We start from the raw sequence: 21,781 nt of genomic DNA, 5'->3' as shown, positions 1-21,781 counted from the left end.
CCGGCTCATCCCACCCGCAGCACCGCATCGGCCGGCAGCGCCTGCCAGTCGATCCATTCGCCCACCGCCAGCTGATGCGTGGAGGCGGCGGCAGCGCCTTGCACATCGCCCCATTGCAGCGTGAGCTTGCGCGCGCCGAGTCGCAGTGCGATCTCGAAGCCCGGCCAGTGCGCAGGCACGCGCGGCGTCAGCGAGAGCTGGCGACCCTTCACGCTCAGGCCCAGCAGCGTTTCGACCGCCGCACGGTGCAGCCACGCGGCCGAGCCGGTGTACCAGCTCCAGCCGCCACGGCCCACGTAGGGCGCGGCACCGTAGATGTCGCCCGCCATCACGTAGGGCTCCAGCTCGTAGGCCGGGCCGCGCTCGGGGTGTTGTGCGCGATGGGCAGGGCTCAGCCCCTCGAAGCTCCGCCATGCGGCCTCGTGGTCGCCCTGCAGCGCCTGCGCCATCAGCGCCCACACCGCGCCGTGCGAGTACTGCCCGCCGTTCTCGCGCACACCGGGCGGGTAGGCCTGGATGTAGCCCGGGTTGTTGCCCGAACGCGCGAACGGCGGCGTCAGCAGGCGCAGCAGGCCGGCCGGTTCGTCGTGCAGCAGTTTCTTGACGGACTCCATCGCCGGCCCCGTGTGCGCCGCGTCCGAGGCGCCCGACAGCACCGACCACGCCTGCGCAATCAGGTCGATGCGGCATTCGTCGTTGGACGACGAGCCCAGCGGCGCGCCGTTGTCGAAGAAGGCGCGGCGGAACCACGCGCCGTCCCAGCCGGCGTCGTGCAGCGCGGCGATCCAGCCGGTGCGTGCCGCGGTCCAGCGCGCGGCGCGTTCGTGCTCGCCGCGTGCCCGGGCCAGCGGCGCAAACTGCGCGACCACGCTGCACAGGAACCACGCGAGCCACACCGATTCGCCGCGGCCTTCGTTGCCCACGCGGTTCATGCCGTCGTTCCAGTCGCCGGTGCCCATCAGCGGCAGGCCGTGCACGCCGGTCTTCAGGCTGCGGTCGATGGCGCGCGCGCCGTGCTCGAACAGGCTGGCCATCTGGCCGCTGCGCTGCGGCGCGTAGTAGGCGTCTTCGGCACCGTCGGGAATGGCGGGGCCTTCGATGAAGCCGGCCATCTCGTCGAGCAGAGATGTATCGCCCGTCACCTCGACATAGTGCGCCGACGCGTACGGCAGCCACAGCAGGTCGTCAGAGAAATGCGTGCGCACGCCGGCACCGCCGGGCATGTGCCACCAGTGCTGCACGTCGCCTTCGGGGAACTGCCGCGCCGCGTTGACCAGGATCTGCTCGCGCAGCCGCGCCGGGTCGGTGAGCGCGAAGGCCATCGCGTCCTGCAGCTGGTCGCGAAAGCCGAAGGCACCGCCTGCCTGGTAGAAGCCCGCTTTCGACCAGAGGCGGCAGGCCAGCGTCTGATAAATCAGCCAGCGGTTGACCAGTGCGTCGAACAGCGGATCGGGCGTGCGCACCTGCAGGCGGCCGAGCAACTCGTCCCAGAAGCCGCGCACCTGCGCCAATGCTTCGGGCACGTCGCGCTGGCGCCAGCGGCGCGCGAGTTCGAGTGCGGCGTCTGCGCTGCCCGCGTGGCCCAGCACGAAGGTGAAGCTGGCGGTGTCGCCGGCCGCCACCACGAACTCGCCGCCGATGGCCGCGCAGGCGTCGAGCCCGCTGCCGGCGCGCCGTGCGAGCGTGTCGGGTACTTCGACCATGCCGCGATCACCGAAGAATTCATTGCGGTCGCAGGTCCATTGCGTGGCACCTTGCAGCCCCGCCAGCAGCAGGAAGGCCGTGCTGCCGCCGAAGCCCGCGCCTGATTCGCGCTGCTGGCCGAACACTGCCGGCTGGTCTTCCGGCTTCCAGCAATGCACGGTGCGCCGCGTGCCCCGCGCGTCGCCGAGCTGCCACTCGGCCATGGCCAGTGCGCGCAGGCGGCGCGTGCCGGTGCCGCCGTTTCGCACGCGCACATGCACGAGCTTGACGGCCTCGTCGCGGTCCGCGAAGAAGGTGGTTTCCAGCGCGAGATCATTCGCCTTGTGCTCGAACACCGTGTAGCCCTGTCCGTGTCGCACACGGTGGCGTGCGCTGCCCGCGCTGCCGCCGGCAGGTGTCAGCGGCAGCATCTCGCGCGAAGCAAGGTCCTGCAGCAGGTAGTGCTCGAAGGCCGGGTCCTGCACCGGATCGTTCGACCACGGCGTCACCTGGTGCATGCGGCTGTTGCCGGCCCAGGTGAAGCCCGTGCCCCACTCGGACACCTGGAAGCCGAAGCCCGCGTTGGCGATGACGTTGATCCACGGCCGTGGCGTGCGCCGGCCCGCGCCGACCTCGAAGCGGAACTCGCCGGTGCCGGCGTCGAAGTCGCCGGTCGGGGCGGTAGCCGATGGCGTCGGGGCAGGGCGCGGCAGCAGGGGCACGCCCGGCGGTGCGGCGACGTCATTGACCATCGATGCCGTGTCGCTGCGGGCCTCGTGCAGCGCAGCCACCTGCACTTCGAGCGGGCGCCCGTCGGCCGTGAAGACCGCGCGCGCCAGGCTGGAGAACGCGGCCTTTTCCGAGGGCACCACGTCCTGGTCGCGCAGCAGGTAGAAGCCGGCCGTGTCGTTGCGCGGAAAGCTGTTCTGCGTCTGCTGCGCGACGCGCGCGCGCAGGCTTTCTATTTCGCGCTGCAGCGGCATCAGGTACGAGTTGGGCTCGCTGTTGAGCACCACCAGGTCGCAGGCCACGCCGCCGAAGCCCCACCAGGGCTGGGCGCGCAGCAGCGTGTTGATCAACCCCATGCCGATCATCGAGTGGATGTGCACCAGCACGATGGGCTTGTCGCCCGAGATGCCGAAGCGCCAGATCTGCCGCAGGTCGATCAGCCCGCGGTCGCGCATGACGCGCGGCGTGGTGTAGGTGAGGATGGTCGTCAGGTCCTGCAGCGCCAGGTTCTGCGCGGGCGCGATGCTCAGGTCGCGCAGCCGCACCTGCGCCAACGTGGCGGCCATGCGCGTGGCGCGCTCCACGTGCATGGGCTGCATGTAGCGGTCGATGCCGGGCATCAGCGCATCGATGTTCTTGTCGGCCGCGGTGGCAAAGCTCAGGCGCGCGGTGGCACCGGGCGCAATCGACAGCCGCACGCGCAGGCAGGCGATGGGGTCGAGCCCGTTGACCTGCTTGCCGTTGGGCGTGAGCGGCTGCGCGTCGAGCGCGGGGTTGGCCAGCGTGCGGTTGCGCCCGATGAAGGCGCGCCGGTCGGTCATGCAGTCGACCGAGAGCACGTGCGCGTCCGCCGAGGCCAGGAAGTGCGCGGCGGCCATCACCGCGTCGCCATGCAGGCGCGGCTTGCGCGACATCAGCAGCGCGCGCCATGCGGGCTCCCAGCGCGACTCGACGAACAGGTTGGCGAAGGCCGGATGCGCCTCGTCGGCCTTGGGGTTCGACAGCACAGGCTCGAAGTACGAGACCAGTTCGAGCGTGCGCGTTTCCTCGCCCGAGTTGTGCAGCGTGATGTTGCGCAGCTCGGTGTCGTCCTCGGGGCTGATGAGCACAGTGGTACGCACCTGCAGGCCGGGGCCGGTCGCGTCGAACTGCACGTGGTCGGCAAGGAAGCGGGTGCGGTAGCGCCAGCCGTCGCCCGGCGCGGGCAGTGCGGTGAGCGAGGTGAGTTCCTGGGTGCCCTCGTCGCGCACGAAGAAGAAGGTGCCATAGCTGTCGCGCAGCGGGTCGTCGCGCCAGCGCGTCACGTTGAACGAATGCCAGCGGCTCACACCGGCGCCGTTGGCGCGCAGGGCAACGGTGTAGCGGCCGTTCGACAGCAGGTGCGTGGGCTGGAAGCCGGGCGCCATCGGGTCGACAAGGCGGGGCTGGAACAGCGGCGCCAGCTCGGCCTGGCTGGGCTCGGGCGGCGTGCGCGGATCGGCGCTGCCGATGATCTGCCGCGGCGTGCGCTCGTGCAGCAGCGACTCGTGCGCCTGCACCAGCGCGGCGCTGCCGAACCAGCGGCGCGGCGCATCGGCGCACAGCACATTGCACAGCGCCACCAGCGACATGCCCTGGTGGTGCGCCATGAAGTTGCGCACCACGGTGAAGTCCTGCCCCTCGGGCTGGCGCGAGACGGTGAAGTCGACCGCGTCGTGAAACCCGAACTCGCCGCGCGCGCCGAGCGATTCGAGCTGTTCCAGGTTGATCACCGCCGCCCCGGGCGCGAATGGCGCGGCCATGGCGCTCGCATAGGGCGCCACCACGCGGTCGGTGGGCGGCGTGCGCCGCAGCGCGAGGCGCGGCACGCCGAAGGGCGAGTACTGGTAGGCCAGCGAGTGGTCTTGTGCGAAGTAGGCCGATTCGGAAACGCCCCACGGCAGGTTCTGCGCCCGCCCGAAGGTCTGCTGCTCGGCGATGGCGGCGGCGTTGGCCACTTGCAGCAGGCCGTCGGCAGGCTCGGTCATCACCAGCGCGGGCATCACGTACTCGAACATCGAGCCCGACCACGACTTCAGGCTGGGCCGGAAGCCCACCAGAAGGAACGGTCGGCCCAGCGCCATCCAGTGGCGGCGCGGCACGTCGCCCTTGGCAATCGCCAGGAAGCTCAGCAGCCGCGATTCGGAAGCCAGCAGGTCGTAGTAGCTTGCGTCGAGCACGTTCTCCTCGACCCGCAGGCCGATATGGAACAGGTGACGCTTGGGGTCGTAGAGGCCACTGAAGTCCATGCCGGCGTGCAGCGCGTCGCAGCGCTCGGCAAGTGCTTCGAGCGCGGGCGCTTCATGGGGCTGGCAGCCTTCGGCGGCGAAGGCGCGGCAGGCCTGCGCCACGGCCACGAGGTGGCCCGCGAAGTTGCCGCTGTCCACGCTCGACACGTAATCTGGCGGCAGCGGCTTCAGCGTTTGCGTGTCGTACCAGTTGAACAGGTGGCCGTTGTGCTTCTGCATGCGGTCCACGCTGTCGAGCGTGGCGGCGATGCGGGCGAGCAGGGCGGCGGTGTCGATCCACCCGAACTCGCGCGCGCAGCAGGTAGCCAGCAGGTACATGCCGATGTTGGTCGGCGAGGTGCGATGCGCGACGGTGGGCTGCGGTTCGAGCTGCAGGTTGTCGGGCGGCAGGTGGTTGTCGTCCGGGCCCACCACATGCTCGAAGAAGCGCCATGTGTCGTGCGCAAGCTTCTCGAGGTAGGTGCGCTGGCCGGTGCTGAGCGGGTCAGGTGCCTTTGCTTCAGAGCGGCTGCCCCACCAGGCCGCGACCGGCGCCAGCGCCCACAGCACGAACAGCAGCGTGCCGATCACGGGGTATGCGCTCCAGTGCGCCGCCACGGCGAGCGCGAGGCACGCCACGCTGCTCGCGGCGGCATTGCGCACAAAGGATGCGAGGCGACCGCTCGATTGCGCCTGCGCCTGCGCGGCCGTGGTCCATTCGAGCAGATGCCGGCGGCTGACCACGAGGCGCCATGTCGCGCGGAACCATGCGTCGAGCAGCAGCCGCGTCTGCGCCGCGAGTTGAACGAACTGCCAGGCCGCGCCGGCCATGGCACGCAGCAGCTCGACCGCGCCCACGTCGAAGAAGTGGCGCAGCTCGATGGCGCGGCGCGTGGGCACCAGCCCGGCCAGCGCGCCGAGCAAGGGCCCGAGCGTGAGCGCCGACGCCACGGCCGCCAGCGCCCAGCCCAGCGGCATGGCCTGCGTGAAGATCACCAGCACCAGCAGCGCGAAAGAAGCTGGCACCACCAGTGAGCGGCGCAGGTTGTCGCTCATCTTCCAGAGGCCCAGCGCATCGATGCCGAAGCGGCGCGCGCGCCACATCAGCGGCAGCAGCTGCCAGTCGCCGCGCACCCAGCGGTGCACGCGCGACGCCGCAACGCCGGCATGGTGCGGATGGTCCTCGACAAGTACGACGTCGCTCACCATCGCGCAGCGCGCGACCGTGCCTTCGAGCAGGTCGTGGCTGAGCACCGCGCCGTCGGGCAGGCGGCGATCGAGCGTGGCGTGCAGCGCACGCACGTTCAGCAGGCCCTTGCCGGTGAAGGAGCCGCTGCCGAACACGTCCTGGTAGATGTCGGAGGCGCCGCTGCCGTAGGGGTCTAGCCCGCACTGGCCGGCGAACACCCAATGGAAGAAGGAGCGCTCGTGGCGCTGCGGAAACGGCGTGACGATGCGCGGCTGCAGGATGCCGAAGCCGGCGACCACGCGCTGGCGTTGCACGTCGATTTCGGGCGCGTTGAGCGGATGCGCGGCAATCGACACCAGGTCGCGCAGGGCGCCCGGCGGCAGGCCGGTGTCGCTGTCGAGCGTCAGCACATACGGCGTGCGGCCGGCGGCGAGCCGCAGGCCCGGTGCGAGCGGCAGGAAGCCGCTGGCGTCACCGGCTGCGAGCAGGCGCACCAGCATTTCGAGCTTGCCGCGCTTGCGCTCCCAGCCCATCCAGCGCTGCTCGGTGTCGCTCCAGCTGCGCGGGCGGTGCAGCAGCAGGAAGCGTGGCGCTTCGCCTGGCGCCACGGGGTATTTGGTGTTGAGCGCAGCGATGCGCTGCAGGGCGTCGTCGAGCAGGGGGCCGTCTTCGGGCAGCGAGGCCAGCGGTGCATCGGCCCAGTCGGTGAGCAGCGCGAACTGCGCATTTGTTTCGCGGTTGGCGAGCCAGTGCAGTTCGAGCCGGTGCGCGAGCTGCGCGTTGTTCGCGGTCGAACCCAGCAGCGTGGGCATGACGACGAGCGCGCGGTGCCGCTCAGGAATGCCGTTCGCAAAGTCCAGGCGCGGCAGGCCCTGCACTCGCACCGACTCGGCCATGATGCGTTGCGCAAGCGCGAGCAGCGCTTCAGAGAGCGGCCACGCCAGAAGGACGAGCGCCAGCACGGTGGTCCAGTCTTCGCGGTGCGGCAGGCTGTGCACCACGGCGAACAGCAGCAGCGCGGTGCCCAGCGCAACGGAGCCGACGTAGACGGGCAATCGCCAGCCGCGATGGCTGCGTGCCTGCCGCGTGTCAGGCGCCCGCCCGGCACGGCCCGCATGGCCGTTCGATTGCAGCGCCGCGATGAGCGCGGGCCGGCCCTGGCCGAAGAGGTAGTAGCCGGCGGTGCCGTCGGCGCGGTCGGTCTCCGCGCCCGCGTCGTCGGCCGGCGCGCTGGCGGCCAGTTGCACCACGGCTTGCGCGATGGCGCGCTCGGGCTGTTCGCTGCTGCGCGCCACTTGCTCCATCGCATGCGTGATCTGCTGGCGCGTGAGTTCGCTCTCGTTGGCGAAGCTCGGCAGTTCGCGCAGCACACGCAGCGAACGGCTCACGGGCTCGATCAGGTCGCTCCACTCGACCTGGCCGATCATGCGCAGCGTGGTGATGATGTTGCCGACCGTGAGATTGGCGGCGGCCTGTGCGTTCTGCGCTTCGCCGATCAGTGCCGGCCCGTTGGGGCAGTGCTGCTCGGTCCAGCGCACCAGCGCGGGCATGTCTTCGCCGTGCTCGACGGGCAGGCGCTGCCACAGCTGCGTGAGGTAGTTGTCCTGCAGGCCGTGGCTTTGCAGCGCGCGGTAGAGCACGTCGAGGTCTTGCACCGAAAGGTGCGGCGCGGCGTCCCATGCGGCATGCGCGATCTCGCGCGCCACCTTGTTCTCGGCAATGCTCTCGGCCACGCGGCGCAGGTTTTCGAGCAGCACCACGCGCAGGGTGGTGGGCAGCGCCCATAGCTCGCCGAGCGTGAGCTCGTCGATGTCCTGGTAGGCATTGAGGAAAGCGGTGAACAGCGTCTTGTTGAGCACGCTGTCGGTGTGGGCCACGTAGGCCCAGGCAATGCCGTACACGCGCGGCAGCCCCGCCAGCGGCGGCGCGGCGAGCTTGGGCAGGCGCGCGTAGTAGCTGCGCGGCACGCCGTCGTGAATCTGCTGGAGCTGCGCCTCGACCAGGTGGAAGTTGTCGAGCAGCCACTCGGCCGCGGGCGACACGTAGCGCCCGCTGAGCGAGATCAGCGCGATGTAGTCGAAGGCGTTGCGCAGCGACGCGAGGTTTTCGTCCACGCGCGGAAAGAAGGGCGCGCCCTCGCGCGCGAGGCGGCGGTCTTCTTCCACCACCTGGGCGCGGGCGAGGCTGTGGCCGTGCTGCTCGAAACGCTGGATGCCGAAGAGTTCGGCGCGGATCGGTGCGGCTACCGGATCATGCGGGCCGAGCAGCAGCGCCCGGGCGTACGGACTGAGTCCCTGGAGACGGTCGACGACGGCTGCGGCGCTCAAGCGATGGCGAAGAGACCGATACCCAGCACCACGGCCACGCAGGCGATCGTGACGATGCGGCCCGCAGCGAGCGCGCGCACCCGTTGCATGTGGCTTCGCAGCGAGAACCAGCGCCCGTGAGCGCGCGCGCAGTGGCGCATGTGGGAGGCCAGCGCCTCGGCGTCGTTGCCGACGAAGTCGATGGGGGAATGGGTGAGGGACTGCGGGACTGGCATGGCAACGGGCTCCTTGTAACGACTTCGAGCTGCCGCGCGATTGCGAGAACTGTGAACGTGTCCGACCGTACCCTTTTAAATGACCTTACAGGTGCCTGATTGCCGATGCCAGACGTAGGAAAGGGCGCCGAAGCGCCCTTTGCCGTGGTCGGAATGGGTGTGCTCAGCCCGTATTGCGCAGCCCCGCCGCCACCCCGTTGATCGAGATGTGGATGCCGCGCTGCAGCCGCTCGCCGCCGTCGCCCGCGCGGTAGCGCCGCATCAGCTCGACCTGCAGGTGGTGCAGCGCGTCGATGTACGGAAAGCGGTGGCGCACCGAGCGCTGCATCTCGGCATTGCCTTCGAGCCGCTGCTTCGCGCCGGTGATGAGTGTGAGTGCGTCGGAGGTGCGGTGCCATTCGGCATCGATCATCGAGAACACCTTCTGGCGCAGCTTGCGATCGGTGACCAGCTCGGCGTAGCGCGAAGCCAGCGCGAGGTCGCTCTTGGCCAGCACCATGTCCATGTTCGACAGCAGCGTGCGGAAGAAGGGCCACTGCTCGTACATGCGCTGCAGCAATGCCTGGCGCTCCTTCTTCCCCGCAGCCGTGCCCGCTGCGGCGAGGAACTGTTCGACGCCCGAGCCGAAGCCGAACCAGCCAGGAATGGTGAGGCGGCACTGGCCCCAGCTGAAGCTCCACGGCACCGCGCGCAGGTCGTCGATCTTGTGGCTGGGGTTGCGCGAGGCGGGGCGCGAGCCGATGTTGAGCTCGGCAATTTCGCGGATCGGCGTGGAGCCGAAGAAATAGTCGCCGAAGCCCGGGGTTTCGTAGACCAGCTTGCGGTACGCGGCCATGCTGGCGGTCGACAGTTCGCCCGCAGCCGAGAGAAAGGTGGCGGGCGCCGACTTGCCCTGCGGCAGCAGCGTGGCTTCGAGCGTGGCAGCCACCAGCGTTTCGAGGTTGCGCCGGCCGATCTCGCGGTTGGCGTACTTCGAGCCGATGACTTCGCCCTGCTCGGTCAGGCGGATCTGGCCGCGCACCGTGCCGGGCGGCTGCGCGAGGATGGCCTGGTAGCTCGGGCCGCCGCCGCGTCCCACGGTGCCGCCGCGGCCATGGAACATGCGCAGGCGAATGGGGTTGGCCTTCTTCTTGTTGAGCTCGTCGAACAGCGACACCAGCGCGATGCCCGCGCGGTACAGCTCCCAGTTGCTGGTGAAGATGCCGCCGTCCTTGTTGCTGTCGCTGTAGCCGAGCATCACGTCCTGCTCGGCGCCCGAGCGTTCGACGAGCGCCTGGATGTTCGGCAGCGCATAGAAGGCGCGCACGATGGGCGCGGCGTTGCGCAGGTCTTCGATGGTTTCGAACAGCGGCACCACGATCAGGTCGCAGGTCGCGTTGCTGTCCATCGCGCCGCGCAGCAGGCCCACTTCTTTTTGCAGCAGCAGTGCTTCGAGCAGGTCGCTCACCGTTTCGGTGTGGCTGATGATGTAGTGGCGGATGGCCGCGGCGCCATAGCGCGCACGCGAAACGCGGGCGGCGGCGAAGATGGCCAGCTCGCTCTTCGCAAGCGGCGAGTAGTCGGCGTCGGGCACGCGCAGCGGGCGGGCGTCGTCGAGCAACCTGAGCAGCAGCGTCTGCTTGGCCTCTTCGGCGAGCGATGCATACGAGGGCTCGATGCGCGCGGTGGCCAGCAGCTCGGCGATCACCGCCTCGTGCTTGTCGGAGCTCTGGCGCAGGTCGACCGTGGCCAGGTGAAAGCCGAACACTTCTACCGCGCGAATCAGCGGCAGCAGGCGCGGCGCGGCAAGCACGGTGCCGTGCTTTTCTTCGAGCGATTCGGCCACGGTGCGCAGGTCGGCCAGGAACTCTTCGGCCGTGGCGTACGGGTTCTGCGGCGCGACGGCGTGGCGCGCGGCCTCGCCGCCGGTGAGCTCGCGCAGCGTGGCCGCAAGGCGCGCATACACACCGGTGAGGGCGCGGCGGTAGGGCTCGTCCTTGCGGTGCTCGTTGGTGTCGGGCGAGCGTTCGGCCAGCGCCTGCATCTCGACCGTCACATCGACCAGCGTGGCCGACAGCGACAGCTCGCCGCCCAGGTAGTGCACTTCGGTGAGGTAGTGGCGCAGCGCCAGCTCGCACTGGCGGCCCAGGGCGTATTCGAGCGTCTGGGCGGTGACGTTGGGGTTGCCGTCGCGGTCGCCGCCGATCCACTGGCCCATGCGCAGGAAGGGCGCGACCGATGGCGTGTGGCCACCCTGGGCGAGGGCTTTTTCGAGGTCGGCGTAGACGCGCGGAATCTCGCGCAGGAAGGTGGCTTCGTAGTAGCTCAGCGAGTTCTCGATTTCGTCGGCCACGGTGAGCTTGGAAAAGCGCAGGATGCGCGTCTGCCAGATCTGCGTGACGCGGGTGCGCATCTGCGTTTCGTTCTCGGCAAATTCGAGCGGCGAGAGCGCGTCCTTGCCGCCCGCATAGGCGCTCTGGCGCAGCCTGATCTCGTCGCGCACGGTGAGCAGTTGCGCGATGGCGCGCTCGGCATCGAGGATGCTCTTGCGCTGCACTTCGGTCGGGTGCGCGGTGAGCACCGGCGAAACGTAGCTGTGGGCCAGCGAGGCGACGATGTCGTCGGGCTTCACGCCGGCCTTGCGGATGCGCGCGAGTGCGGTCTGCAGGTCGCCTTCGACGCTTTCGCCGGCGCGTTCCGTTTCCGTGCGGCGGCGGATCTGGTGGCGGTCTTCCGCGAGGTTGGCCAGGTGGCTGAAGTAGGTGAAGGCGCGAATCACGCGCACCGTTTCGGCCGCGCTCAGGCCCTTGAGCAGGTTCTTCAGCGCGCGGTCGGCGGCGTGGTCGGCATCGCGGCGGAAAGCCACGGACAAGGTGCGGATCTTTTCGACCAGCGCGTAGGTTTCGTCTCCTTCCTGCTCCCGGATCACGTCGCCGAGGATCCGGCCCAGCAGCCGGATGTCGTCGATCAGTGGCTGGTCTTCGGTCTGGCGGCGCTTGGGGGGAGCAGGGGTCTTGCTGGCTTTCATTCGATGTTTGTCCTGGACTTTTTGACTTCTTGAATGGATGCGCCGCCTGCGTTGTTGCGGCGCAACATGCTAGCATTCCGGCGGTTTAGAACATGTACTTTTGGAACCGGTCTTGAGCAATATCGTGATCGCCACGCGCGAAAGCCGCCTGGCACTGTGGCAAGCCGAACACGTCCGGGCGCTTTTGCAAGAAAAGGGCCATACGGTCAGCCTGCTCGGCCTGACGACCACCGGCGACCAGATCCTCGACCGCACGCTCAGCAAGGTGGGCGGCAAGGGGCTCTTCGTGAAAGAGCTCGAACTCGCGCTCGAAGAAGGGCGCGCCGACATCGCCGTCCATTCGCTGAAAGACGTGCCGATGGACCTGCCCGAAGGCTTCGCGCTGGCCTGCGTGCTGGAGCGCGAAGACCCGCGCGACGCGCTCGTCTCCCCCCGCTATGAATCGCTCGACGCGCTGCCGCAGGGTGCGGTGGTCGGCACTTCGAGCCTGCGCCGCGTGGTGCTGCTGCGCGCGCTGCGGCCCGACCTGCGCATCGAACCGCTGCGCGGCAACCTCGATACCCGCCTGCGCAAGCTCGACGAAGGGCAGTACGACGCCATCGTGCTGGCGGCGGCCGGGCTCAAGCGGCTGGGGCTGGAAAGCCGCATCCGCGTGGCCTTCGATCCCGACACCATGCTGCCGGCCGCCGGGCAGGGCGCATTGGGCATCGAGGTGCGCGCGGACCGTGCCGAACTCATCGAACTGCTGCGCTCGCTGGCCCACCAGGGCGACTGGCTTTCCACCGCCGCCGAGCGCGCTGTGAGTCGCGCGATGGGCGGCAGCTGCTCCATGCCGCTGGCGGCTCATGCACGCTGGCAGGCCGACGGCGCGCTGCGCATCGACGCCGCTTGGGGCGATCCGGAGGGCAACGCGCCGCTGGTGAAGGTGCATGCGCTGGCGCAGGCCGGCGATTTCGCGCAGGCCGATGCGCTCGGCGAGCGCGCCGCGGCGCTGCTGCGCGACGCCGGGGCCCACTGAGATCGGTGGTCATCGTATGACCGCCCGCCCCGTCATCGTCACGCGGCCGGCGCGCGAGGCGGCGCAATGGGTGAGTGACCTGCGCGCCGCGGGGCTCGATGCGGTGGCGCTGCCGCTCATCGTGATCGCGCCAGTGGCCGATGCCGAACCGCTGCGCACGGCGTGGCGGCAGTTGGTGAATTACGCGGCGCTGATGTTCGTGAGCGCCACGGCCGTCGAGCATTTCTTCCAGCACAAGAACGCCGCCGATACGCTGGCAGGGCGCCGCTTCTGGGCCACGGGCCCAGGCACCACGCGCGCCTTGCTTCGCGCCGGCGTGCCGCTGGAACTCATCGACGCACCGCCTCCCGAGGCCACGCGTTTCGACTCCGAAGCGCTGTGGGAGCGGGTGCAGGCCCAGGTGTCTGCCGGCGTGCGCGTGCTGATCGTGCGCGGCGGCGACGAAGCCGGGCACCCCACAGGGCGCGACTGGCTCGCCAATGAAATCGATGTCGCGGGCGGCCATCGCGACACCGTGGTGGCCTACCGCCGGTTGCCGCCGTCGCTGGACGTCGTACAACGTCGGCTGGCCATCGACGGCGCCGAAGGCCGCGCGATCTGGCTCTTCAGCAGCTCAGAGGCCATCGGCAATCTGCAGCGCGCGATGCCCGGTGTGCAATGGCACGCCGCGAGTGCGGTCGCCACGCATGCACGAATCGGCGAAGCCGCGCGGGCCGCGGGTTTCGGGGCGTTGCGTGTATGCACACCACTGCGGGATGCGCTGATCGCGTCTATAGAATCCTTGGCATGAGCGCCGCGTCCCCGTCAGACGATTTTTCCTCTCCTTCCCCAACCGCTGCCACGGCGCCGGTGCCCGCCACGCTGGCACCGCACCAGACGCCGGCCGCACAGGCAGCAGGGGCGCTGATCCTCTCTCGCATCGCATTCGGCCTCGTGGCCCTCGTGGCGCTGGCCGCCTTGCTGATGACGATCGCGCTGTGGCAAAAGGTCGGCGGCATGAAGGAGCAGCTGGCACGCCAGAGTGCCGATGCCATCGCGCAATCGATGGAGGCGCGCACGCTGGCCCGCCAGGCAAGCGACACCGTGCGCGAGGCCTCGGCCCGCGTGGCTCTGGTCGAAACCCGCGTGGCTGAAGTCGCGCTGCAGCGCTCGCAGCTCGAAGAACTCATTCAAAGCCTCTCGCGTTCGCGCGACGAGAACCTCGTGGTCGACATCGAGTCGGCCGTGCGCCTTGCCCTGCAGCAGGCACAGGTCACCGGCAGCGTCGAGCCGCTGCTGGCTGCGCTGAAGGCCGGCGACGTGCGCATCGCGCGAGCCGCGCAGCCGCGGCTGACGCCACTGCAGCGTGCCATGCAGCGCGATGCCGACCGCCTGCGCAGCACCGCAAGCACCGACAGCGCCGAAGCGCTGCAGAAGCTCGACGAACTGATGCGCGGCGTGGACGACCTGCCCACGCTCAACGCCGTTGCCGTGCGCGGCACCGGCACCAACGCCTGGCAGCCCGAGCCGATTCCCGCCGACGCGCCGTGGTGGCGCCGCGTGCTGCTCACCGTGCGCGGCGAGGCACGCTCGCTGGTGCGCGTCGGCCGCATCCAGAGCCCGGAGGCGATCCTGTTGGCGCCCGAGCAGTCTTACTTCCTGCGCGAGAACCTGAAGCTCAAGCTGCTCAATGCGCGCCTGTCGCTGCTGTCGCGGCAGATGGAGGCCACGCGCGGCGAGCTGTCGCAGGTAACTACCTCGCTCAACCGCTATTTCGATCCCGCATCGCGCCGCACCCAGGCCGCCGCCACGCAGCTGCAGCAGCTGCAGGCGCTGGTGAAGACGTCCGAGCCGGTCCGCATCGACGACACGCTCGCGGCACTGGCCACCGCCGCAGCAGGACGCTGATCGGACATGCGCGCCGCAATCTGGCTCCTCGCGCTGTTCGCTGTTGCAGCAGCAGTCGCTCTTTTCGCAGGCAACAACCAGGGCACGATCACCGTGTTCTGGCCGCCCTGGCGTGTCGACCTGTCGCTGAACCTCGTGCTCGTGATCCTGCTGGTGGCCTTCGTGCTGATGCACGTGGCTTTGCGGGCACTGGCAGCACTGTTCTCGCTGCCGACGCAGGCGCGCCAGTGGCGGCTGCAGCAGAAGGAGCGCACGCTGCATGCAGCCCTGCTCGATGCGATGGTGCAGCTGATCTCGGGTCGCTTCTCGCGTGCACGCAAGGCCGCGCAGGCCGCGCTCACGCAGGAGAAAACGCTGTCGGCGCTCGGCGCCAGCCTGCCGCAGGCGCAGCAGGTGCGCGTGCTGTCGCACCTGCTGGCGGCCGAGAGCGCACAGGCCCTGCAAGACAAGCCAGCACGCGACGCCCATCTGCAGCAGGCCCTCAACGAAAGCGCCGACCGCGCCGTGCTCGCCAGCCCGGAGACGCGCGAAGGCGTGCAACTGCGCGCGGCGCGTTGGGCGCTCGAAGACCGCGACGCGGCCGCAGCGCTCGCGCGGCTCGAAGAACTGCCGCAAGGCGCACAGCGCCGCACGCTCGCACTGCGCCTGCGGCTCAAGGCGGCACGGCAGGATCGCCGCACGCTCGAAGCGCTCGAAACCGCGCGCCTGCTGGCCAAGCACCGCGCCTTCTCTGACGCCGCGGCACAGAGCATCGTGCGTGGGCTGGCGACCGAGCTGCTGACGGGCGCACACGATCCGGCACAGCTGCTTCGCGCGTGGACTGAGCTCGATGCCAACGAGCGCGACATGCCCGAAGTGGCGATTCACGCGGCCCAACGCATGGTCGCGCTGCGTGGCGACCTTGCTCTGGCCCGCGGCTGGCTGCTGCCGGCCTGGGAGCGCATGGTGGCCAACCCACGCGCGCTCGGCGATGCGCTGCGCGTCAAGCTGGCGCGTGCGCTCGAAGCGGGGCTCGACTCGGTCGATGCCGACTGGCTGGCGCGCATCGAAAGCGCGCAGCGCAACAACCCGCGCGACCCGAACCTTCAGTACCTCGCGGGCATGGCCTGCATGAAGCGCCAGCTGTGGGGCAAGGCCCAGCAGCTGTTGACGCAGGCCGGCCTTGGGCTGCAGGACACCGATCTGTACCGTCGCGCCTGGCTCGCGCTGGCCCAATTGGCCGAAGACCGCGACGATGCCGAGCAAGCCGCCGAGGCGTGGAAGCGCGCGGCGCAGATCGAGAACAGCTGAGCGTTTTCAGGGGCAGGACCTCTCAGCGTTCAGGCCCGATGACCGCTTCGCCATCGGCTTGCCGCCGCCGAAGATCAGCAGACTGACGCCGGCCAGCACCCAGACGCCGACTCCCCCGTAGAGCATCACCAGCCCGAAGCTGCTCACCAGCGCCGCATGCACGACGGCGCCGGACGGGTCCGCCTGCGACAGCGCCGGAAAGCCTTCGGCAAGCGATGCGAAGTTGCCGGCCGCGATCTTTTCCGCCAGCGCGCGCAATTGCATTGCGTCCAGCGATGCCGACAACGCGCCGCGCAGATGCGCATGAATGCCTTCGAGCAGGATGAACCCCATTAGAGCGATGTTGATGGCCAGCGTGATCAGCCGCGCGCTCATGTCCATGCCTGAGGCCATACCCGCGCGCGAACTCGGCACCGAACCGGTGGTGGTGTTGGTGACGGGCGTGTTGGTCAGGCCCAGCCCGATGCCGGCCAGCAGGCAGCCGGGCAGCATCGTCATCCAGCCCGCGTGAACCATGCCGCTGCCATAGCGCATTGCAATGAAGCCGAGCCCGATGACGAACAGCCCTGCGGGAATGACCACGCCGGGCCGGTAGCGCAGCGACAGCCGCTCGGCCAGCGGCGGTAGCACGAGCGTGGGCAGCGTGTAGGCCAGCAGTGCCGAGCCGGCCATGACCGCGTCGTAGCCCAGCGCGCCCTGGAAGTAGATGGGCAGGTAGATCATGAACGGCCAGAAGCTGAAGTTCATGCCGATGGAGCCGATGATCGAACCCGAGAAATTGCGAATCTTGAAGACCGAGAAGTCGAACATCGGATGCGGGTTGATCTTTTCCACCCACAGGAAGAGCGCGAAGCTCGCGGCCGACGCCGCGATCACGCCGATGGCCAGCGGGCTCGCAAAGCCGAGGCCCGGCCCCTGCGTGATGAAGTACGTCAGGCCCAGCACCGCAAGCGACAGCGTGACGATGCCAGGCAGGTCGAGCTTTTGCGCATCGGGGTCGCTCGACTCTTCCACGCTGCCGAACACCAGGGCAACGGCCACCGCCGCCAGCGGCACATGGACCAGGAACACCCACTGCCAGTTCGACAGCGCCACGATGGCACCGCCGATGATCGGCCCGAACCCCAGGCCCATGCCGAAGACCACGCCCCAGATGGCGAAGGCCTTGCTGCGTTCCTTGCCTTCCTGGAACTGGTGCGAGAGCACGGCGAGCTGGCAGATCAGCATCGCGCCGCCGCTCAGGCCCTGGAGGAAGCGCGCGACGATCAGCACCGGCGCGCTTTGCGCCAGCCCGCAGGCCAGCGAGGTGAGGCCGAAGAGCACCACGCCGGCGACGAGGAGGCGCTTGCGGCCGTAGCGGTCGGCCAGCGTGCCCGCGGCCATCAATACCGTGGTGCAGGCGATGGTGTAGGCGTTCATGATCCACTGCATGTCGCTGAAGTCGGCGTGCAATGCCTGTTCGAGCGTGGGAAGAATGACCGGCACGCTGGAGATTTCCAGGCCGAACATCAGGGCAATGAGGCAGATCGCGGCCAGCGCGACCCGGTTCTTGCCGGTATGGGAGAGAGGCATCGGAAGTCTTTCGGGAGTCTTTGGCATAGAGGTCCGGGCGATTCTGGGGAAGGCCTCTTCATGATGGAAATGATTTAATTTCCTAGAATCCATGACGATTCATCATTGATTGGTTGATTGCCATGGATTTCGACCCTGCGCTGCTGCGAGCCTTCGTGGCCGTCAAGGAAACCGGCGGCTTCACGCGCGCCGCCCAGCGGCTGCACCTGACGCAGTCGGCCATCAGCCACCAGATCCGGCGGCTCGAAGAGCAGGTGGGCCGGCCGCTGTTGCATCGCACGACACGCCGCCTCACGGTGACGGAAGACGGCGAAGACTTCCTTCGCTATGCGCAGCAGATCCTCGACACGCTCGACACGATGACGCGGCGCTTTCAGCCCTCGCTGATCTCGGGCGTGGTGCGCTTCGGCGCGCCGGACACCTTCATGGGCGACCGGCTGCCGCCGCTGCTCTCGCAGTTTGCGCGCTCGTTCCCCGCCACGCGCATGGAAGTCAGCGTGAGCATGCACCTCGACTTTCGCGCAATGATCAAGGCGGGCGAGCTCGACCTCGCGGTGGTGATGTCGCCGGCCGATTGCGAGGAGGGCACGCGCTTGCGGCGCACGCAACTGGTGTGGGTGGCGGCTGAGACTTTCGAGCCGCCCGCCGGCGCGTCGCTGCCGCTGGCGTACTTTCCGAAGCCCTGCGTCAACCGTGAACTGGCCGGCGCAGCGCTGGATGCGACGCCGGTCGACTGGCACGTCGTGTTCACCTCCGCGAGCCAGCATGGCATTCGCGCGGCCGTGCTGGCGGGGCTGGCCGTGACGGTGCTCACGCGCGAGGACGTGGAGCCGGGCATGAAGATCGTCGACGGCCGCTATGGCCTGCCGCCTTTGCCGAACGTGGATTTTTCGCTGATCTGGAGCGAGGGCGGCAAGACGGAATGCGCCTGCCGGTTCGGCCAGCTGATCCTGGAGATGCCGGAACTGCCGGCGCACGACAAGGCATAAAAAAACGGCGCCACTGGCGCCGTTTTTACTTGGGAGCGTGTGTCGCTCAGAGGCTGCGTTGCTGCTCTTGCTCGAACGGCAGCGACATCGAACCGAGGTCGCGGCGGGTTTCGACCAGCACCAGCGGGCCCTCGTCGAGCACAACCACCGGCGGGCGTTCGCGCGGCACGTGCACCGGCTTCGGCTCGGCTTCGATGGCGGCGCGTGCTTGCGCGATGCGTTCGGCATCCGAATTGACCCACTGCAGGCCCGAGCTCTCGGCGATCTGCGCGAGCTCGTTCAGCGGCAGTTCGAAAGGCTGGACCTTGGGCAGTGCGCGGCCGTTGGCGGCGACAGGCGCCTTGGCGCTTTCGACGACGATCGGCGCAGCTGCTGCTACGACAGCCGGTGCCGGCGCGGGGCGCTCAGCGCGGACCTGCTGCGGTGCTGCCACGGGTTCTCGGATTTCCGGTGCCGCAGCGGCTTCGACTGCTTCGAAGCGTTCCGACGCCAGCGGCAGTTGCTGCTGCGGGGCTTGCTGCTGTGCATCGCCCGTGGCTTCCGTTGCGGCGCCTTCGGCGGTGGCTTCGGCTTCGTCGCGCGGGCCGCGTTCGCGGCGGTCACGGCCGTAGCGGTCACGCGAACGGCCGCGGCGCTCGTCGCCTTCGCGGCGCGGTGCCTGCTCGTTACTGCCGTTGATGCTGGCTTCGCTGCCTTGATCGACATCGGCTGCTGCGGCTTCGGCGCCGCGTGCATCCGCTTCGGCTTGAGGCGCGTCGTTGCGTCGTTCGCGGCGGCCGTCGTTGCGGTCGCTGCGTTCGCCACGCGGTGCGCGCTGCTCGTCGCGGCCGTTGCGGGGCTGGCGTTGCTCGCCTTGCGCGGCGCCTTCGCCGGCTTCGGCATTGTTGCGTTCGCGGGCGCCGTTGTTGTCGGCGCCATTGCGTTCGCCACCACGTTCACCGCGCTCTCCACGTTCACGGCGTTCGCCGCGGGCGCGGGGTGCGCGTTCCGCTGCGTTGCCTTCGTCGCCTGCAACGGCACCGGGCGCCAGTTGCTGGGCTTCGAGGTTGACGTTGCCGTCGAGTGCTTCGGCCGGTGCGTTGTTGCGACCTTCGCGGCCTTCGCCTTCGCGGCGCTCGCCACGACCGTTGCGGCGTTGTTCGCCGTCGCGCGGTGCGCGCGCTTCACGCGGCTCGCGGGGTTCACGCTGCTCGCGCGGTTCGCGTTGTTCACGCGGCTGGTTGGCGGCGTCGTTGCGCAGTTCGCTGCTGCGGCCTTCACGGCCTTCGCGACCTTCACGGCGCTCACCACCACGGCCGCCACGGCGTTCGCCGTCGCGACCGCCGGAGCGTCCGCCGTTCTCGCCGCGGCCTTCGCCGCCGCGGCCGCCACGGCGCTGTTCGCCGTCACGTGCGCCGCCGCGTGCTTCGCCGTCGCGGCCAGGACGGCCGTCGCGACGGGGCTTCGGTGCCTCGACCGGGATCGCGGACGGCGCAGGCGCCGCAGCGGGGGCCGGCGTGCCGCCGAACAGGTTCTTGATCCAGGCGAAGAAGCCGGTCTGCGCCGGAACCGGTGCGCTCACCACGGGCGGTGCGACCGGTGCGGGTGCTGCTGCGACAGGCGCACGCACTGCTTCGGGCTTGGGCGGCACCACGGGCGCGGGCGCATCGGGCAGCACGCCCTTGATGACCGGCGTCTGCTTGTTGGTGGGCTCTTGCGAACGGCGCGTGACCGAGGTCGGGTCTTCGATCTCGTCGGCCATCTTGTAGCTGGCTTCGATGTGGTCGAGGCGCGGATCGTCGTGCTTCAGGCGCTCGAGCTTGTAGTTCGGCGTTTCGAGCGTCTTGTTGGGCACCATCAGCACGGTGACGCGCTGCTTGAGCTCGATCTTCGCGATTTCGGGGCGCTTTTCGTTCAGCAGGAACGAGGCGACTTCCACGGGCACCTGCACATGCACGGCGGCCGTGTTGTCCTTCATGGACTCTTCCTGAATGATGCGCAGGATCTGCAGCGCGCTCGATTCGGTGTCGCGGATGTGGCCCGAGCCGCCGCAGCGGGGGCAGGGGATCGACGAGCCTTCGGAGAGCGCGGGCTTCAGGCGCTGGCGGCTCATTTCCATCAGGCCGAACTTGCTGATCGAGCCGAACTGCACGCGGGCGCGGTCCTGGCGTAGCGCGTCGCGCAGGCGGCTTTCGACTTCGCGGCGGTTCTTCGACTCGTCCATGTCGATGAAGTCGATGACGATCAGGCCGCCCAGGTCGCGCAGGCGCATCTGGCGGGCCACTTCGTCGGCGGCTTCGAGGTTGGTGCGGGTGGCGGTCTCTTCGATGTCGCCGCCCTTGATGGCGCGGGCCGAGTTCACGTCGACCGAGACCAGTGCTTCGGTGTGGTCGATCACGATGGCGCCGCCCGAAGGCAGCTGCACGGTGCGGGCGTAGGCCGATTCGATCTGGTGTTCGATCTGGAAGCGGCTGAACAGGGCGGCGTCGTCGCGGTAGCGCTTCACGCGGGCGGCATGCTCGGGCATGACGTGCGCCATGAACTGCTGCGCCTGGTCGTAGATGTCGTCGGTGTCGATCAGGATGTCGCCGATGTCGTGATTGAAGTAATCACGGATGGCGCGGATGACGAGCGACGATTCCTGGTAGATCAGGAAGGCACCCTTGCCGCCCTTGGCCGCGCCGTCGATGGCGGTCCAGAGCTTGAGCAGGTAGTTCAGGTCCCACTGGAGTTCGGACGCGATGCGGCCGATGCCGGCGGTGCGCGCGATGATGCTCATGCCCTTCGGGTACTCGAGCTGGTCCATCGCCTCCTTGAGTTCGGCGCGGTCGTCACCCTCGATGCGGCGCGAAACGCCACCGCCACGGGGGTTGTTCGGCATCAGCACGACGTAGCGGCCGGCCAGCGAGATGAAGGTGGTGAGGGCCGCGCCCTTGTTGCCGCGTTCTTCTTTTTCGACCTGGACGGTGAGTTCCTGGCCTTCGCGGATCGCGTCCTGGATGCGGGCCTGGCTTGCAGACACGCCCTCGGCGAAATATTGCTTGGAGATTTCCTTGAACGGCAGGAAGCCGTGGCGGTCTTCGCCGTAGTCGACGAAACAGGCTTCGAGCGAGGGCTCGACGCGCGTCACGACGGCTTTGTAGATGTTGCCCTTGCGCTGTTCGCGCCCTTCGATTTCGATTTCGTAGTCGAGCAGTTTCTGCCCGTCGACGATGGCCAGGCGGCGTTCTTCGGCCTGCGTGGCATTGATCAGCATCCGCTTCATGATGCGTTGTCCTTATATGTATCGTTCTACCGGCCCTTGATGGGCCAACGATGCACGGACGACGCCCGCGAAACCAGGGAATTGCCGCTTGGGCCCCGGATGCTGTTCACTGCCGCGCCAGGCGCGAGCAGGCCTCTCGAGCGTTAGCTCAAGAAGACAGCCGGGGTGGGGGCGCGTGGATGGGCGCGAGCCAGATTCGGTGTTGGCCAGCTATCTTTTTGATAGCTGGTTGCGCAAGAGTGGCGCACGCTGCCAACGATTCAATGCCTGAGGCCACTGGTCGAAACCAGGTTGGCCAGCGCAGGCACATTTGAATCAGCAGCATCAACACAACAAGGGACTCGCTTCGATCCGCCGGCAGCTTGGAAGCTGCAGGCTGGGTATT

General features: G+C 68.9%; 10 protein-coding genes. 5 read left to right on the top strand and 5 right to left on the bottom strand.

Annotation, left to right across the window (positions count from 1 at the left end; all coding sequences use genetic code 11):
- Positions 1-5: 5 nt before the first annotated feature.
- The 3 genes from AC07O3_RS11665 to ppc form a co-directional block, all read right to left on the bottom strand.
- On the bottom strand, positions 6-8,174 hold the full coding sequence (locus tag AC07O3_RS11665; RefSeq protein WP_495339369.1) for a glycoside hydrolase family 94 protein: 8,169 nt from the start codon (positions 8,172-8,174) through the stop codon (positions 6-8).
- Positions 8,171-8,389 (bottom strand): hypothetical protein, encoded by a 219-nt coding sequence (locus AC07O3_RS11660; protein ID WP_093049364.1) that lies wholly within the window; start codon positions 8,387-8,389, stop codon positions 8,171-8,173. Before AC07O3_RS11660 ends, AC07O3_RS11665 begins: the two co-directional genes overlap by 4 nt.
- Positions 8,390-8,552: 163 nt before the next feature.
- Complete coding sequence (gene ppc, locus AC07O3_RS11655) at positions 8,553-11,396, bottom strand: phosphoenolpyruvate carboxylase (protein ID WP_495339368.1); 2,844 nt, start codon at positions 11,394-11,396, stop codon at positions 8,553-8,555.
- Positions 11,397-11,508: 112 nt separating this feature from the next.
- Between ppc and hemC the strand changes: the two genes are divergently transcribed.
- From hemC to AC07O3_RS11635, 4 genes are read left to right on the top strand one after another with little or no spacing between them, the layout of a single operon-like run.
- Complete coding sequence (hemC, locus tag AC07O3_RS11650) at positions 11,509-12,414, top strand: hydroxymethylbilane synthase (RefSeq protein ID WP_256328816.1); 906 nt, start codon at positions 11,509-11,511, stop codon at positions 12,412-12,414.
- Between the two features lie 16 nt (positions 12,415-12,430).
- On the top strand, positions 12,431-13,204 hold the full coding sequence (locus AC07O3_RS11645) for a uroporphyrinogen-III synthase (RefSeq protein ID WP_495339367.1): 774 nt from the start codon (positions 12,431-12,433) through the stop codon (positions 13,202-13,204).
- Positions 13,201-14,301: a uroporphyrinogen-III C-methyltransferase gene (locus AC07O3_RS11640; RefSeq protein ID WP_495339366.1), complete on the top strand. Its 1,101-nt coding sequence runs from the start codon at positions 13,201-13,203 to the stop codon at positions 14,299-14,301. Before AC07O3_RS11645 ends, AC07O3_RS11640 begins: the two co-directional genes overlap by 4 nt.
- 6 nt (positions 14,302-14,307) lie before the next feature.
- Complete coding sequence (locus AC07O3_RS11635) at positions 14,308-15,591, top strand: heme biosynthesis protein HemY (protein WP_093049378.1); 1,284 nt, start codon at positions 14,308-14,310, stop codon at positions 15,589-15,591.
- Between the two features lie 6 nt (positions 15,592-15,597).
- Here the strand turns inward: AC07O3_RS11635 and AC07O3_RS11630 are convergent, their stop codons facing one another.
- Positions 15,598-17,163 carry an MFS transporter gene (locus AC07O3_RS11630; protein WP_495339365.1) on the bottom strand — a complete coding sequence of 522 codons (1,566 nt, stop codon included), beginning with the start codon at positions 17,161-17,163 and terminating at the stop codon, positions 15,598-15,600.
- Positions 17,164-17,285: 122 nt separating this feature from the next.
- Here AC07O3_RS11630 and AC07O3_RS11625 point away from each other — a divergent pair, with 122 nt between their 5' ends.
- Entirely contained in the window at positions 17,286-18,152 is an 867-nt protein-coding gene (locus AC07O3_RS11625) for a LysR family transcriptional regulator (RefSeq protein ID WP_093049383.1), read from the top strand.
- A gap of 46 nt (positions 18,153-18,198) precedes the next feature.
- On the opposite strand, the gene AC07O3_RS11620 is transcribed toward AC07O3_RS11625, so the two are convergent.
- Positions 18,199-21,396, bottom strand: coding sequence for an Rne/Rng family ribonuclease (locus AC07O3_RS11620; RefSeq protein WP_495339364.1), 3,198 nt, complete (start codon positions 21,394-21,396; stop codon positions 18,199-18,201).
- Positions 21,397-21,781: the final 385 nt, after the last annotated feature.

The sequence above is a fragment of the Variovorax sp. GW821-FHT09D05 genome, assembly GCF_059416325.1.
Note: the sequence above shows the minus strand (reverse complement) of the source record. Positions and strands in the feature narration are given on the sequence as shown.

Bases quoted from the DNA above. Each gene is read 5' to 3' on its own strand.
- AC07O3_RS11625 (WP_093049383.1), top strand. From the start codon at position 17,286: ATGGATTTCGACCCTGCGCTGCTGCGAGCCTTCGTGGCCGTCAAGGAA.
- AC07O3_RS11635 (WP_093049378.1), top strand. From the start codon at position 14,308: ATGCGCGCCGCAATCTGGCTCCTCGCGCTGTTCGCTGTTGCAGCAGCA.
- AC07O3_RS11660 (WP_093049364.1), bottom strand. From the start codon at position 8,389: ATGCCAGTCCCGCAGTCCCTCACCCATTCCCCCATCGACTTCGTCGGC.
- AC07O3_RS11620 (WP_495339364.1), bottom strand. From the start codon at position 21,396: ATGAAGCGGATGCTGATCAATGCCACGCAGGCCGAAGAACGCCGCCTG.
- AC07O3_RS11640 (WP_495339366.1), top strand. From the start codon at position 13,201: ATGAGCGCCGCGTCCCCGTCAGACGATTTTTCCTCTCCTTCCCCAACC.
- AC07O3_RS11645 (WP_495339367.1), top strand. From the start codon at position 12,431: ATGACCGCCCGCCCCGTCATCGTCACGCGGCCGGCGCGCGAGGCGGCG.
- AC07O3_RS11630 (WP_495339365.1), bottom strand. From the start codon at position 17,163: ATGCCTCTCTCCCATACCGGCAAGAACCGGGTCGCGCTGGCCGCGATC.
- ppc (WP_495339368.1), bottom strand. From the start codon at position 11,396: ATGAAAGCCAGCAAGACCCCTGCTCCCCCCAAGCGCCGCCAGACCGAA.